General features: G+C 65.7%; 14 protein-coding genes. 11 read left to right on the top strand and 3 right to left on the bottom strand.

Translation table 11 applies throughout. The features are described from left to right. Positions 1-39 precede the first annotated feature (39 nt). Together GGD67_RS19615 and GGD67_RS19605 are read left to right on the top strand one after the other, a co-directional pair. Positions 40-1,332, top strand: a complete 1,293-nt coding sequence (locus tag GGD67_RS19615; protein WP_179735168.1) for a flavin-dependent oxidoreductase — start codon at positions 40-42, stop codon at positions 1,330-1,332. A 688-nt stretch (positions 1,333-2,020) separates the two neighbouring features. Next, a complete protein-coding gene (locus GGD67_RS19605) occupies positions 2,021-2,479 on the top strand; it encodes a hypothetical protein (RefSeq protein ID WP_179735164.1) in 459 nt (152 codons plus the stop codon). Between the two features lie 3 nt (positions 2,480-2,482). Here GGD67_RS19605 and GGD67_RS19600 read toward each other — a convergent pair whose 3' ends face one another. Together GGD67_RS19600 and mutY are read right to left on the bottom strand one after the other, a co-directional pair. Beyond that, positions 2,483-2,902 carry a PaaI family thioesterase gene (locus GGD67_RS19600; RefSeq protein WP_179735162.1) on the bottom strand — a complete coding sequence of 140 codons (420 nt, stop codon included), beginning with the start codon at positions 2,900-2,902 and terminating at the stop codon, positions 2,483-2,485. Between the two features lie 51 nt (positions 2,903-2,953). Further along, complete coding sequence (gene mutY, locus GGD67_RS19595) at positions 2,954-4,072, bottom strand: A/G-specific adenine glycosylase (RefSeq protein ID WP_179735160.1); 1,119 nt, start codon at positions 4,070-4,072, stop codon at positions 2,954-2,956. Positions 4,073-4,232: 160 nt separating this feature from the next. Here mutY and GGD67_RS19590 point away from each other — a divergent pair, with 160 nt between their 5' ends. From GGD67_RS19590 to GGD67_RS19550, 9 genes are all read left to right on the top strand, one after another. Beyond that, positions 4,233-4,724 carry a DUF721 domain-containing protein gene (locus GGD67_RS19590; protein ID WP_018323319.1) on the top strand — a complete coding sequence of 164 codons (492 nt, stop codon included), beginning with the start codon at positions 4,233-4,235 and terminating at the stop codon, positions 4,722-4,724. Between the two features lie 140 nt (positions 4,725-4,864). Then, on the top strand, positions 4,865-5,521 hold the full coding sequence (locus GGD67_RS19585) for a DsbA family protein (protein WP_179735158.1): 657 nt from the start codon (positions 4,865-4,867) through the stop codon (positions 5,519-5,521). A gap of 217 nt (positions 5,522-5,738) precedes the next feature. Next, positions 5,739-9,203, top strand: coding sequence for a chromosome segregation protein SMC (gene smc / locus GGD67_RS19580; protein WP_018323317.1), 3,465 nt, complete (start codon positions 5,739-5,741; stop codon positions 9,201-9,203). Between the two features lie 130 nt (positions 9,204-9,333). Next, the gene (locus GGD67_RS19575; RefSeq protein ID WP_179735156.1) at positions 9,334-10,314 is read left to right on the top strand and encodes a small ribosomal subunit Rsm22 family protein; all 981 of its coding nucleotides are present in this window, start codon (positions 9,334-9,336) and stop codon (positions 10,312-10,314) included. Between the two features lie 138 nt (positions 10,315-10,452). After that, positions 10,453-11,013: a LemA family protein gene (locus GGD67_RS19570; protein WP_018323315.1), complete on the top strand. Its 561-nt coding sequence runs from the start codon at positions 10,453-10,455 to the stop codon at positions 11,011-11,013. Between the two features lie 34 nt (positions 11,014-11,047). Then, the gene (locus GGD67_RS19565; protein ID WP_179735155.1) at positions 11,048-12,265 is read left to right on the top strand and encodes a M48 family metallopeptidase; all 1,218 of its coding nucleotides are present in this window, start codon (positions 11,048-11,050) and stop codon (positions 12,263-12,265) included. Positions 12,266-12,470: 205 nt separating this feature from the next. Next, complete coding sequence (locus GGD67_RS19560; protein WP_018323313.1) at positions 12,471-13,223, top strand: hypothetical protein; 753 nt, start codon at positions 12,471-12,473, stop codon at positions 13,221-13,223. 60 nt (positions 13,224-13,283) lie between these two features. Beyond that, entirely contained in the window at positions 13,284-13,952 is a 669-nt protein-coding gene (locus GGD67_RS19555) for a hypothetical protein (protein WP_179735152.1), read from the top strand. An 86-nt stretch (positions 13,953-14,038) separates the two neighbouring features. Further along, positions 14,039-14,371 carry a GIY-YIG nuclease family protein gene (locus GGD67_RS19550; RefSeq protein ID WP_179735149.1) on the top strand — a complete coding sequence of 111 codons (333 nt, stop codon included), beginning with the start codon at positions 14,039-14,041 and terminating at the stop codon, positions 14,369-14,371. Between the two features lie 16 nt (positions 14,372-14,387). On the opposite strand, the gene GGD67_RS19545 is transcribed toward GGD67_RS19550, so the two are convergent. Then, a complete protein-coding gene (locus GGD67_RS19545; RefSeq protein ID WP_018323310.1) occupies positions 14,388-14,927 on the bottom strand; it encodes an adenine phosphoribosyltransferase in 540 nt (179 codons plus the stop codon). Positions 14,928-14,929: the final 2 nt, after the last annotated feature.

The raw sequence follows: 14,929 nt of genomic DNA, 5'->3' as shown, positions 1-14,929 counted from the left end.
GGCCGTGCGAAGACGCCGTCAATCGGAGGGGATTTTGTCATGACCGTACTCATCGCCGGTGGCGGCATCGGCGGGCTGACGCTTGCGCTCAGCCTGCACCAGATCGGCGTTCCCGCAAAAGTCTTCGAAAGCGTCGCGGAACTGAAGCCGCTCGGCGTCGGCATCAACGTGCTGCCGCATGCAGTGCGCGAGCTGATCGAGCTCGGGCTGATGGACAGATTGGACGCCAGCGGCGTGCGGACGCGCGAGCTCGCCTATTTCTCCAAGCACGGCAAGCCGATCTGGAGCGAGCCGCGCGGGCTGGAGGCCGGCTACAAATGGCCGCAATTCTCGATCCATCGCGGCACGCTGCAACAGCTCCTGCTCGACACCGCGATCGAGCGGCTCGGCCGTGACAACATCCTCACCAGCCACCATCTGACCGGCTGGGCCGAGACGGCCGGCGGCGTGCGCGCCGACTTCATCGATCGGGCGACCGGCAAGGCCGCCGGGAGTTACGACGGCGCGATCCTGATCGCCGCCGACGGCATTCATTCCGCCGCGCGCGAAAAGCTCTATCCCAATGAAGGCCCGCCGATCTGGAACGGCCGCATCCTCTGGCGCGGCGTCACGCCGTCCAAGGCCTTCCTGACCGGCCGCACCATGATCATGGCCGGCCACGAGATCCTGAAATTCGTCTGCTATCCGATCAGCAAGACGCCGGACGCGGCGGGCAACCATCTGATCAACTGGGTCGCCGAGCGCCACATGCCGCCGACCTATCAGTGGCGGCGCGAGGACTATAATCGCACCGCGCGGCTGGAGGAGTTTCTGCCCTGGTTCGAGAGCTGGCAGTTCGACTGGCTCGACGTGCCCGGCCTGATCAAGAACTGCCCGCACGCCTATGAATATCCGCTGGTGGACCGCGATCCGGTCTCGCAATGGACCTTTGGCAAGGTCACGCTGATGGGCGATGCCGCGCATCCGATGTACCCGATCGGCTCGAACGGCGCCTCGCAGGCCATCCTCGATGCCCGCACCATCACCCGCGAGATTCTCGCGCATGGACCGACGACCGCGGCGCTGCTCGCCTATGAGGCCGAGCGCCGGCCCGCGACCACCGACCTCGTCCTGCTCAACCGCAAGAACGGCCCCGAGCAAGTCATGCAACTGGTCGAGGAGCGCGCGCCCGACGGCTTTGAGGTCGTCACCGACGTGCTGTCGCAGCAGGAACTGGAAGACATCGCCGCCAACTACAAGCGCGTTGCGGGCTTCCAGGTCGAGGCGCTGAACGCGAAGCCGCCGATCGTCAGGGGAGATGCGAAGCGCGAGCGCCTGAAGGCGGGGCGGTAAGAGTTGTCCAACCGCCCCGCGTCCGTCACGGCCCATCAATATCCATACTGTCCGGAACACACCCAATTGCCATAGGCATCGTAGCAACGGTTGTTGTAGTAGCCGTATGCACCTGCCGCCGCCGCTCCGACTCCGACTGCCGCGGCTCCGTATGCGGCTCCCCGGTAGACGCCTCTACGCGCCGCAGTACGTGCTACGGGGTACCCTGCTATCGGCCGGGAGACGTGAGCGCGGCCGTAGCGACCAGCGTGAACGGCACCGCCTCTGTAGTGCGCGCCTCCTCCGTGAAATCCCCCTCCCCGATAGGCGCCACCTCCTCCGCGGCCGCCGCGGGCGAGTGCGTCATCGGGAACAAGGCTTGCGCCGACAAGAGCGGCTGCGGCCAAGCCAACCAGAGCATATCGAAACATGGGCGTCCTCCCGTCATTGGAGTGCCGGTCCTATCCGCAGGGTGATGCCGTCAACGGGACAGGCACTTGCCCCATCATTTGGCGCGCCCTGCATGTCCAATTGACCTAGATCAACGCCCGTCTGTTTCAAAGACCCGAATTGGTCCAGCGCTTTCAGGCCGAGGCTGAAGACCATGAGCGGCCGCAACCGCCCGCTGGTGCGCTTCGATCTAAGCCAATCCTTGGATGCGAGAGAAATTTGTCCCATTCGATAGACGCGAATAACCGAGGCTGCGATCATGAAGTTCCGGGCGGGGTTGCTTGCGGCGGCTATCTTGCTGACCGAAATGCACGCAAGTCATGCGGCGATACGGATCGCCGGCGATCGTGGCGGGCTAATCGACGCCTATGTTGACAGATATGAGCGCCTGCGCACTTCCGGAGAGACCGTCATCATCGATGGACTGTGTGCCTCATCGTGCACCATCGTTCTCGGTGCAGTCGCCGCTGACAAAATCTGTGTGACCTCGAAGGCCGCTCTCGGCTTCCACGCTGCTTGGGATTTCGGTCGGAAGGGAAGGACGATTACCGACCATGACGCCACCAATTACCTATACTCCATGTATCCCGGGCCGGTGCAGCGTTGGATCGCGGCACGCGGCGGGTTGAGGCCGCAACTCATCTTGCTGCGCGGCAAAGCACTTCAGGCGCTGTATAAACCTTGCGCGCAGCACTCCGCGACACGGCTCCGACGGTAACGACTACCGCACCACCCTCGCCGCTTCCAGCAACCGCTCGGTCGCGCTTGCCGTTGCCAGCAAGGCGCCGTCCGCAGCCGTCAGCTTGGCCTCGACAAACGCGATCGTCTTGCCGAGTTGCGTCACCGTCGCCTCCCCGATGATCGGACCGGGCTTGGCGGGGCTGAGGAAATTCACGGTCATGCTGATGGTGGTGGTATAGAGCCGGCCCTCGCTCATCACCAGCACCGCCGGGCCCATGGTGTCGTCGAGCATGGCCGAGAGCATGCCGCCCTGGATGAAGCCTGCCGGATTGCAGAACTCCGGCTTGCCCTCGAAGCCGAGCTTGATCCAGCCCTCCTCGGGACGGGCATCGAGCAGGCGCCATCCCAACAGCTCCGCACAGGGTGGCCTTGGAAAATTGTCGAGCGCGGTCTTGACCATTGGCAGCCTCCGTTTCGCACCCGATAGCTTAGCGCTGCTGCCAGCGTGCTGTCAGGAGGACGAGCCCGCTGAAAGGTTGAGCGCGTGCGCGATGACCTTGCGCATGACATTGGGCAGCGCCTCGTCCCTAAGGGTGGCGAGCGGCACCCAGCGCATGCCCTCGGGCGCGCGGGTGCGGGCTGCGGCTTTCGCCGTGTAGACCACCAGCTCCAGCGGAAAATGCGTGAAGACGTGGGTGACGACGCCCATTTTGCGCTGCCAGCGCGACAGCCCCTTCAGCGCCGGCGCCTGCAGCTTCGCCGCCGCATCGTCCTGGCCGGCGAGCCAGTCCGAGCCGGGCACTTCGGTCATGCCGCCGAGCAGACCCTTTTCGGGCCGGCTGCGGACCAGCAGCTCCTCGCCGCGTGTGACGACGAAGGCCGCTCCGCGCCGCAGCGTTCCGCTCTTCTTCGGCGCCTTGCGCGGAAAGGTCTCCTGCGTGCCTTGCGCGCGCGCGATGCAATCCTCGTTCAGCGGACACAACGAGCAGGTCGGCTTTTTCGGCGTGCAGATCGAGGCGCCCAAATCCATCAACGCCTGCGCGCTGTCGCCGGCGCGGGAGTTTGCAAGCAGCGTCGCCGCCAATTGCTGGATCAGAGGTTTCGCCTGCGGGAGCTCATCTTCAACTGCAAAGAGCCGCGACACCACCCGCTCGATATTGCCGTCGACCGGCATCGTGTGGCGATCGAAGGCAATCGCCGCGATCGCCGCCGCCGTGTACGGCCCGATGCCCGGTAGCGCACGCAGCCCTTCCTCGGTGTCGGGAAAGATGCCGCCATGCTCGCGTGTCACCGCGACCGCGCAGGCGTACAGGTTGCGCGCGCGCGAGTAATAGCCGAGCCCGGCCCACATCCGCAGCACATCATCCTGCGAGGCCCGTCCGAGCGCAGTGACATCCGGCCAGCGCGCGACGAATTTTTCGAAATAGGGCCCGACCGCCTTCACCGTGGTCTGCTGCAGCATGATCTCCGACAGCCAGACGCGGTATGGATCCGACGTCTCGCCGGGCGGGGCCCGCCACGGCAGACGACGGCGGTGACGGTCGTACCATTGGAGCAGGAGCGTCGGACGCGATGAGACTTTCGACTGAACTGGTTCCGGCTTGGCCTTGAGGGCAGATCTAGGGCTCATGCCTTCACTCTAGCTGCAACGCATCAGTCTCTCCACGTCATGCCCGCGCCTGTCGCGGGCATCCACGTCTTTCTTCGTGGCGAGACGTGGATGGCCGGGACAAAGCCCGGTCATGACGGCGTCAGTTCCTGACACGTCGCGCATGGTGCTATAAGGACCCATGTCCAAATTCCCTCCCAAACCCGGTCCCCTCAGCGCCAAGCCGCTGGGCATCCTGCTCAACGACGTCTTTGCCGAGGCCTATGCCAAGCAGGGGTTTGCGGCGCGCGAGTTGGTGACGCGGTGGGCGCAGATTGCAGGTCCGGAGATCGCGGCCCATGCCGAGCCGCTGAAGATGCAATGGCCGCGCCCGGTGGAGGGCCAGCCGCAGGAGCCGGCGACCCTGGTGCTGCGGGTGGAGGGGCCGATGGCGCTGGAGATCCAGCATTCCGCTGACGTGATCCTGGAGCGCGTCAACCGCTTCTTCGGCTGGAGCGCGGTCGGCAAGCTCGCCTTCCGCCAGGCTCCGCTATCGCGCCCCCGGCGGCCGGTGCGGCCCGGCCCGCCCGATCCCAAATCGGTGGCCAAGGTGGCGGAGAGCCTTGGTGACATCGAAGATGAACAACTGAAGACGGCGCTGGCGCGGCTGGGGGCCGCCATCAAGCGAAATTGAGCCTTATTTCGCGGTCAATCTGGACCCGTCTCTACCGCTCGCCATTGCCTCAAGCTACGTTTCAAGCTAGCGACAGGCCGCCCGGGCGGGAACTTCATAAGACCCCTGGGGCGAGATTTTTGCCAATTCGGGAGCCGACCTTGATCATCACCCGCCGCGCCTTCACTACGATGCTGTCGCTGACCGGGCTTGCCGCGCTCGCCGGGCTCTCGCCGCTGCAGTTCGTCTCCGAGGCCATGGCCCAGTCGGCCGCCGACGTCGCCAAGCCGGTATCGCTGCCCGACATGGCGCTCGGCCCGAACGACGCCGCCGTCACCATCACCGAATACGCCTCGATGACCTGCCCGCATTGCGCCGCCTTCAACGAGCAGGTGTTCCCGAAGATCAAGAAGGAATACATCGACACCGGCAAGGTGAAGTACATCTTCCGCGAGTTCCCGCTCGACATCAAAGCCGCCGCCGGCTCGATGCTGTCCCGCTGCATCGCCAATGGCGACGGGCCGAAATACTTCGCAGTCACCGACATGCTGTTCCGCCAGCAGAACGACTGGGTGGTGAAGAACACCACCGAGACCCTGACGCGGATCGGCAAGCAGGCCGGCCTCACCCAGCAGCAGGTCGAGGCCTGCCTGAAGGATCAGGCGCTGCTCGACAAGATCGCCGCCGACCAGAAATATGCCAGCGACGTTCTGAAGGTGGATTCGACGCCGACCTTCTTCATCAACGGCGAGAAGATCAAGGGCGAGACCTCGTTCGAGGAGTTCGCCAAGAAGATCAATCCGCTGCTGAAGAGCTGATTCGCTCGTCAAGATCCTGATTCGCATCTCGAAAGCCGTATCTTTCCCGGCATAAATCCCTTGGGAAAAGCGGCTTTCGCCGGTTGCCCTCGCGGCGCACCGCGGCCATTGTCCAGCCGCATGAGGCGCCTCGCGCGACTCGCCCGGATAGCGACACTGCCTTCCATGGTATTGTCCCGGCAGGGGGATTCGCGCCTGCCAACAGAGATGCGTGCTTATGAAAATCACCCGCCTGCGCCTTCACGGCTTCAAGTCCTTCGTTGAGCCCACGGACTTCGTCATCGAGCCCGGCCTGACCGGCGTGGTTGGGCCCAACGGTTGCGGCAAGTCGAATCTCGTCGAAGCGCTGCGCTGGGCGATGGGTGAGACCTCGTACAAGTCGCTGCGCGCCGCCGACATGGACGCGGTGATCTTCGCCGGCTCCGGCAACCGTCCCGCGCGCAACCACGCCGAAGTGACGATGACGATCGACAATGCCGATCGCACCGCGCCGGCGGCGATGAACGACAGCCAGCTGCTCGAAATCTCCCGCCGCATCGAGCGCGAAGCCGGCTCGGTTTATCGCATCAACGGCCGCGATGTGCGCGCCCGCGACGTGCAGATCCTGTTTGCAGATGCCGCCACCGGCGCGCGTTCGCCGGCCCTCGTCCACCAGGGCAAGATCGGCGAGATCATCCAGGCCAAGCCCGAGCAGCGCCGCCGCGTGCTGGAAGACGCTGCCGGCGTCGCCGGTCTGCACGCCCGCCGCCACGAGGCCGAGCTGCGGCTGAAGGCGGCCGAAACCAACCTGACCCGCGTCGAGGACGTGATCGGCCAGCTCGCAGGCCAGATGGAAGGCCTGAAGAAGCAGGCCCGTCAGGCCGTGCGCTACCGCGAGGTCGCCGCTAAGGTCCGCAAGGCGGAAGCCACACTGTTCCATCTGCGCTGGATCGGCGCCCATGCCGACGTCAACGAATCCGGCCAGACCCACGATCTCGCGGTGCGCGAGATGGCCGAGCGCACCCAGCACCAGGCCGAAGCCGCCCGCATCCAGGCGATCCGCGCCGCCGAAATGCCGGCGCTGCGCGATGCCGAGGCGCGCGCCGCTGCAGGCTTGCAGCGCCTGACCAATGCCCGCGAGCTGCTCGACCGCGAGGAGGAGCGCGCCAAGGAGCGCGTCGCCGAGCTCGAGCGTCGTCTCGCCCAGTTCGAAGGCGACATCTCCCGTGCTCAGCAGCAGACCATGGACGCCGACGTCGCGCTGCAGCGGCTCGACACCGAAGATTCCGAGCTGAAGGAAGAGATCAAGTCGCGCGTCGAGAAGCGCTCGGGCGTCGACGAGCGCGTCGGTGAAGCCGAGGCGGTGCTGACCGAAACCGAGCAGCAGTTCGCCGAGCTCACCACCGCGCTGGCCGACCTCACCGCCAAGCGCAACCAGCTCGAGGCCAACGTCCGCACCCACCGCGACAAGCTGGCCCGTCTCGACCAGGAGATCGCGAACGTCGCCGCCGAAGAGCAGAAGCTTGCCGCCGAGACCGGCGGCTTCGGCGATCTCGACGAGCTGACCGCGTCGGTTGAGACCGCGGAGCAAACACTGGCCGCCTCGGAAGCCGCAGCGCAGGCGAGCGAAGCCGCCCACGTTGCCGCCCGCCAGACGCTGGAATCCTCGCGCTCGCCGCTGGTCGAGGCCGACAAGCGCGCGCAGCGGCTCGAAACCGAGGCGCGCACGATCTCCAAGATCCTCAACGGCGAGACCAAGAATCTGTGGCCGCCGATCATCGACGGCATCACCGTCGACAAGGGTTTTGAGAAGGCCATCGGCGCCGCGCTCGGCGACGACCTCGATGCGCCGATCGATCCGTCGGCGCCGATGCGCTGGACCAATGTCGGACAGACCGACGGCGATCCGGAGCTGCCCGAAGGCGCCGTGCCGCTCGCCAATCATGTGCAGGCGCCGGCCGAGCTGACGCGCCGTCTGGCCCAGATCGGCGTGGTGCCGCGTGAGCGCGGCGCCGAGCTGGTCTCCCAGCTCAAGACCGGCCAGCGGCTGGTCTCGCCCGAGGGCGACGTCTGGCGCTGGGACGGTTTTGTCGCGGCCGCTCACGCCCCGACCGGCGCAGCGAGGCGCCTGGCCGAGCGCGCCCGCCTCGTCGACATCGAGAACGAGCTGGAGCAGGCCCGCATCGACGCGCAGATCAAGCGCCAGGCGCTGGAGAACGCCGAGTCCGAATTGCAGATGGCAGCGAGCACCGAAGGTGCCAGCCGCGAAGCCTGGCGCGCCGCGCAGCGCGAGCTCAACGTCGCGCGCGAGCGTCATGCCACCGCCGAGCGCGAGATCAGCCGCCATGCCGCGCGCAAGGCAACACTGTCGGAAGCGCACAGCCGTCTCGCCGCCGACCGCGCCGAGGCCGAAGCTGCGTATGAATATGCCGAAGCCGGCATTTCCGAGCTGCCGTCGAGCGAGGACACCGAGACCCGTCTCGCCGCGGTCCGCAGCGACATCGAAGGCCATCGCCGCATGGCCGCCCAGGTCCGCGCCGAGGCGCAGGCGCTGGCGCGCGAGGCCGAGCTCGCCGACCGCCGCGTGCAGGCGATCCTGGCCGAGCGCACCGAGTGGCAGAACCGCAAGGAGAGCGCGGCCTCCCACATCGATACCATCCAGGCCCGTATTGCCGAACTCACGATCGAGCGCAGCGAGCTCGAAAATGCGCCGCAAGTGTTCGCGGAAAAGCGCAGCGCACTGATCACCGAGATCGAATACGCCGAGAACGACCGCCGCATGGCCGCCGACGCGCTCGCCACCGCGGAGACCGCGATGGCCGAGACCGATCGCGTCGCCAAGCTGACCTTGGAGGCGCTCTCCAGCTCCCGCGAGGCCACCGCCCGCGCCGAGGAGCGCATGGAAGGCGCCCGGCGCCGGCTCGAGGACATCGAGCGCGAGATCCGCGACATGCTGGAGGTCGAGCCGCAAGCCGTCGCCGGCCTCGCCGAGATCGAGCCCGGCGCGGAGCTGCCGCCGCTGCACGACATCGAGGAAGACCTCGAAAAGATGCGCCGCGACCGCGAGCGCCTCGGCGCAGTCAATCTGCGCGCCGAGGAAGAGCTGCGCGAGGTCGAGACCCAGCATACCGGTCTGGTCACCGAGCGCGACGACCTCGTCGAAGCCATCAAGCGTCTGCGCCAGGGCATCCAGAGCCTCAACAAGGAGGCACGCGAGCGGCTGCTGACCTCGTTCGAGGTGGTCAACAACCACTTCAAGCGCCTGTTCGTCGAGCTGTTCGGCGGCGGCGAAGCGGCGCTGCACCTGATCGAGAGCGACGACCCGCTGGAAGCCGGCCTCGAAATCATCGCAAAGCCGCCGGGCAAGAAGCCGCAGACGCTGTCGCTGCTCTCGGGCGGCGAGCAGGCGCTGACCGCGATGGCGCTGATCTTCGCGGTGTTCCTCACCAACCCTTCGCCGATCTGCGTGCTGGACGAAGTCGACGCGCCGCTCGACGACCACAACGTCGAACGGTACTGCAACCTGTTGCACGAGATGACCGGCTCGACCGACACGCGCTTCATCATCATCACGCACAATCCGATCACGATGGCGCGGATGAACCGGTTGTTCGGCGTCACCATGGCCGAGCGCGGCGTCTCGCAGCTGGTGTCGGTCAGCCTGTCCGAAGCGGTGGACATCCTCGACCAGAACGTGGCGTGACGCTGCGGTCGTTCCACACCCATTGACGTCATCATCCGCGAAGGCGGATGATCCAGTACGCCGCGGCTTCTCGGTTGACGGCACTGTCTCGGAGTACTGGATGCCCCGCCTTCGCGGGGCATGACTGCGGATGATGATAGCCCCCACCCTCCCCGCCGAACTCAAGGCCGCCCTCGACGGCAAGCTGCAGGGCTTCTCCCGCACCGACGCTGCACAACGGTCGCAGAAAATCTCGACCGCCTATCGCGCCGGCGGCGGCTCCGGCACCATCAAGTCGGACGCCGATGCGCTCGCCTATGCGCTCGCGCGCATGCCGGCGACGTACGCGGCGGTGGCCGCCAGCCTCAATGCACTGACGGAGATTGCGCCCGATCTCGCCCCGGAAACGTTGCTCGACGTCGGCGCAGGTCCGGGCACCGCGAGCTGGGCCGCTGCGGAAGCCTTTCCATCGCTGCAGGATTTTACCCTGCTCGACGCCAACGCCACCTTGAGCCGGCTTGCGCTCGAACTGGCGCACGACAGCTCACGCCTGGCGGAGTGCCGCTATCTGCCCGGCGATGCCGGCGGCAACCTCACTGAAGTCTCGCCAGCCGATCTCGTCGTCGCCAGCTACATCATCGGCGAGCTGGGCGAAAGCGACCAGCGCAAGCTCGCGGAAGCAATGTGGGCAAAAGCGCGCCACGCGCTGGTCGTGATCGAGCCCGGCACGCCCGCCGGCACCGCGCGCATCCTCGCCCTGCGGCAGCAGCTGATCGCGGCTGGCGCTTACGTCGCCGCCCCCTGCCCGCACGAAAGGCCCTGCCCACTCACCGCGCCGGACTGGTGCCATTTCAGCCAGCGCCTGCCGCGCTCGCAGGCGCACCGCCAGATCAAGGGCGCCGAGGTGCCGTTCGAGGACGAGCGTTTTATTTACGTCGCGCTGACCCGAACGCCGCCGACTACCCGTGCCGCGCGCGTGCTGGCGCCCCCGGATGTCGGCAAGGCCGAGATCACGGCCAAGCTCTGCACCGAGGACGGCGTCGCCATCACGAGGGTGCCTCGCCGCGACAAGGCCGCCTATGCTGGAGCACGCCGCTGGCGCTGGGGTGACGCTATTCTGTCCGAAAGTTAACCTCGTTCCGGACTTTTGCCTTGAACGCGGGCGGCTCCACATTCGACCAAGTCTTACCTCCCCTCTGCGCCGGGCTCTCATCCTGCGCCAATTTGGTCTAGGCTAGCGCCCGCCTTCTTCCCCCTTCAGGAGTTCTCCATGTCGACCGGCTGGATCGTTCTCGGCGTCATCGTCGTCCTCGCGCTGTTCGCGTTCAGCGCCTACAACCGCCTGGTGGCGCTGAGCCAGCGCGTCGGCCAGGCCTTTGCCGATATCGACGTGCAGCTCAAGCAGCGCCACGACCTGATCCCGAACCTGGTCGAGACGGTGAAGGGCTATGCCTCGCATGAGCGCGGCACGCTCGACGACGTCATCAAGGCACGCAATTCGGCGATGTCGGCGCAGGGACCGGCGCAGGTGTCCGCGGCCGAGAACCAGCTGTCCGGCGCGCTCGGCCGGCTGATCGCGCTGTCGGAGGCCTATCCCGACCTCAAGGCCAACGCCAATTTCCAGCAACTCGCATCCGAGCTTTCCGACCTCGAAAACAAGATCGCGGCGAGCCGCCGCTTCTTCAACAACGCGGTCCAGGAATACAACACCGGCATCCAGCAGCTGCCCGCCGCCTTGTTCGCAGGCATGTTCGGCTTCACCAGGAAGGACTTCTTCGATCTCGGCGCCAGCCGCACCGAGGTCGAGGCCGCGCCGCAGGTGAAGTTCTGATCTTGAGCCGATAGGCCGGCAGGACACCCGCGTCATGGCCGCGTATGGTCTCTACACGCACATCGCCTCGAACAAGTTTCGTTCGATGCTGCTGCTCGCCGGCCTGTTCATGCTGGTCTACGTGCTGGTCTATGCTGGCGCGCTGGTCGCCGAAGTCGTCATCAACGGCAATGAGACCGTCGTCTATTACCTGAGGCGCGCCCTCCACGATCTGATCGTGGCCGCGCCGGTTGCGACGATCGTGGCGGCGGTCTGGGTCGTGATCGCCTATTTCTTCCACCAGTCGATGATCGACGCGGTGACCGGCGGCCACGACGTCACGAGGCAGGAGGAGCCGCGGCTCTACAATCTGCTGGAAAATCTCTGCATCTCGCGCGGCATCACCATGCCGAAGCTGAAGATCATGGAGAGCCCGGCGCTGAACGCGTTCGCGACCGGCCTCAATCCGCGGCAATATTCGATCACCGTCACCACGGGTCTCCTCGATGCCCTGAACGACAAGGAGATCGAGGCGGTGCTGGGCCACGAGCTGACCCACATCAAGAATGGCGATGTGCAGCTGATGGTGGTCGCCGTCATCATCGCCGGCGTGGTCGGCTTCTTCGGCGAATTGTTCTTCCGCCTGTTCACCAATTTCAATTGGAGCTCCGGCTCCGGCAGCTCATGGTCCTCGGGCTCCTCCTCGTCGTCGCGGTCGTCCTCCTCGTCGAGCGACAACAAGAGTTCCGGCGGCGGCGCGGTGATCGTGATCATCATTGCGATCGTGCTGATCGTGGTGGCCTGGCTGCTGTCCCAGGTGGTCAAGCTCGCACTGTCACGTTCGCGCGAATATCTCGCCGACGCAGGCTCCGTCGAGTTGACGAAAGACCCCGATGCGATGATCTCGGCGCTGCGCAAGATCGAGAATCGCGGCGAGCTGCCCGGCGCGACCTCGGCCGTGATGGAGCTCTGCGTCGACAATCCCCGCGAGGGCTTTGCCGATCTGTTCGCGACCCATCCCTCCGTGCAGTCCCGGGTCGACGCGCTGGTCAAGTTTGCCGGCGGCCACGATCCGGGCCCGCGGCCGCTGGCCGAGGAAACGGACGAGCCTGAGGCGCAAGCCGACCAGGACGCCCCACCGCCGCTGCGTCATGGCCCGTGGGACGATGCGAGCGGGCCGGCCGCTCCGCCGCCCCTGCCCGCACCCGGCCCTTCCAGGACCGCGAGCAGCAAGCCGGTGGGCAATCTCATGGGTCCCTGGGGCCGTCATTAAGCACGCGATATCCCGCCATGCGCGGCGGGTTTCGCCGCGATTGGGAAAAACTCCGGGAATTGCCGTATCGACATGCCGAGGATTTGAATTCTCCCTTGTTTCTGCCATGTTCGCGCCCAACAGCAGACTTGGGACATCCTTGGGACATCGATTTGGGGCCCGGCCGATTGCGACCTCGCGATCGGGGGCGCGTTAGGGGACAGCAATGGCAAAGCCGGCAGTGGTTGTGGTGGGCGCGGACAAGGGCGGGGTCGGCAAGACCACGGTGTCGCGGACCTTGCTCGATTATTTTTCCGCCAACAACGTGCCGACGCGCGCCTTCGACACGGAATCGCCGCGCGGAACCCTGAAGCGCTTCCACCCCGACATCACCGAGATCGTCGACATGACGACGACATCGGACCAGATGAAGATCTTCGACACGCTCAACGCGGTGAGCCCTTCGGTCACTGTCATCGACGTTCGCGCCGGCCTGCTCTCGCCTGCGCTGGCTTCGCTGCGCGACATCGGCTTCCTCGACGCCGCCAAAGCCGGCCAGATCACCTTCGCGGTGTTCCACATCCTCGGACCCTCGATCGCCTCGCTGGAGGAGATCGCCGAGACCGCCGGCTTCATGACCGGCGCAAAATATTTCCTGGTGAAGAACTTCATCAACGACACCCAGTTCTTCCAATGGGACCAGGCGACCTACAATTCCTACTTCCACCGCATCAAGGACGCGACCGAGCTGACCATCCCCAAGCTCAACGAAATGGCCTATGAGCAGGTCGAAGTGTCCTCCGTCCCGTTCCTGAAATTCGTCGCCAACAAGGGCATCAGCGACGAGGCCGCGAACTATTCCTTCGTGCTGCGCGGCTATGTCCGGCACTGGCTGGCGAATGTCTGGAGCGAGTTCGACCGGATCCGGCTGACTGACATCGTGGGTTCGAAGCCCGTCACCCGAAACAGCGAAAAATAGTTGCGCAAGCAGGGCTGATACGGCTGGATTGGTCGCCAGGTTCGACTGATATAGCTGCCGATGCCCGCAACGCCCGTCTACATCATCTGCTCGCCCCGCCCGCAGGTCGGCAAGACACTGCTGGCGCGGCTGCTTGCCGAATTTCTGCTGCTCAAGAACGGCAATGTCGCGGCCTTCGACGTCAATCTGAAGGAACCGTCGTTGCTCGACTACCTGCCAAAGATCACGGAGACCGCCGACGTGATCGATACCTACGGCAAGATGCAGCTGATGGACCGCGTCATCGTCGATGACGGCATGGCCAAGGTGATCGACCTCGGCTTCCACGCCTTCGACGAGTTCTTCAAGATGACCGACGAGATCGGCCTCTTGAAGGAGGCCGCGCGCCGCCATGTCGCGCCTCAGATCCTGTTCGTCGCCGACACCGACCGCGCCTCGGCCCGCGCCCACGAGATGCTGCGCGGGCAGATCCCGCGGATGAACCTGATCACCGTCGACAATGAATATGTCGTGCGCGGCGAGCTGCCGGCCGCGATGGCCGGCGGCCGCCTGTTCCGCCTGCCGGCCTTGCCCGGCTTCCTCAAGACCTATATCGACCGGCTGAACTTCTCCTTCACCGGCTATCTGCGCCAGGAGAAGGACGCGTCGACCGAGCTGCACCAATGGACCCGGCGGAATTACTTTGCCTTCCGCGAGCTCGAGCTCAGCCTGATCCTGCAGCGATCCTAGATAATTTCACCCGGATAATATTGACTGCGGGTTGAAGCGGGCTTATTGAGGCGGACATCGGTATCCCCTCAGCAAGGCCTGTCACCGTGAGCATCGACCGGAAAGCAGCGATCGCCGCCTACAAGGAGCGAAAGACCATCGCGGGCGTCTATGTCGTCCGCTGTGCGGCCTCCGGCGAGGTCTGGGTCGGCCAGGCGCCGAACCTCGAGACGATCCAGAACCGCATCTGGTTCTCGCTACGCCAGCGCAGCCACACCTGCCGCAGCCTCCAGGCTGCCTGGAATGCGCATGGCGAGGCCGGCCTGACCTTTGGCGAATGCGAGCGCCTGGAGGATGAGGAAACCGCCTATGTCAGGAACGCACTGCTGAAGGAGCGCGTGCTGCATTGGCAGGCCGAGTTGAAGGCCGAGGCGATCTGAAGATCGCGGCGACCTCTCAGTGTCCCTCGAACGTCATCAGCGTGCGCACGGGCACGTCCATGGCGCGCAGCTTGGCGGCGCCGCCAAGCTCGGGCAGGTCGATGATGAAGCAGGCGGCGACGACGTTGGCGCCGATCTGGCGCAGCAGCTTCACCGCGCCTTCCGCGGTGCCGCCGGTGGCGATGAGGTCGTCGACCAGGATGACGCGCTCGCCGGGCTGGATGGCGTCGACATGCATCTCCATCTCGTCGATGCCGTATTCGAGCGAGTAAGCGATGCGCACGGTGGTGTGCGGCAGCTTGCCTTTCTTGCGGATCGGCACGAAGCCAGCAGAGAGCTGGTGCGCCACCGCACCGCCGATGATGAAGCCGCGTGCCTCCATGCCGGCGACCTTGTCGATCTTGTTGCCGGCCCAGGGATTGACGAGCTCGTCCACCGCGCGGCGGAACGCGCGCGCGTCCGCGAGCAGGGTCGTGATATCGCGGAACATGATCCCCGGCTTGGGATAGTCGGGGATGGTCCGGACGCTCGCCTTGATATCGTGGTCAAAGGTCATTG

The organism is Bradyrhizobium sp. IAR9, assembly GCF_013408065.1.
Classification (GTDB): domain Bacteria; phylum Pseudomonadota; class Alphaproteobacteria; order Rhizobiales; family Xanthobacteraceae; genus Bradyrhizobium.
Note: the sequence above shows the minus strand (reverse complement) of the source record. Positions and strands in the feature narration are given on the sequence as shown.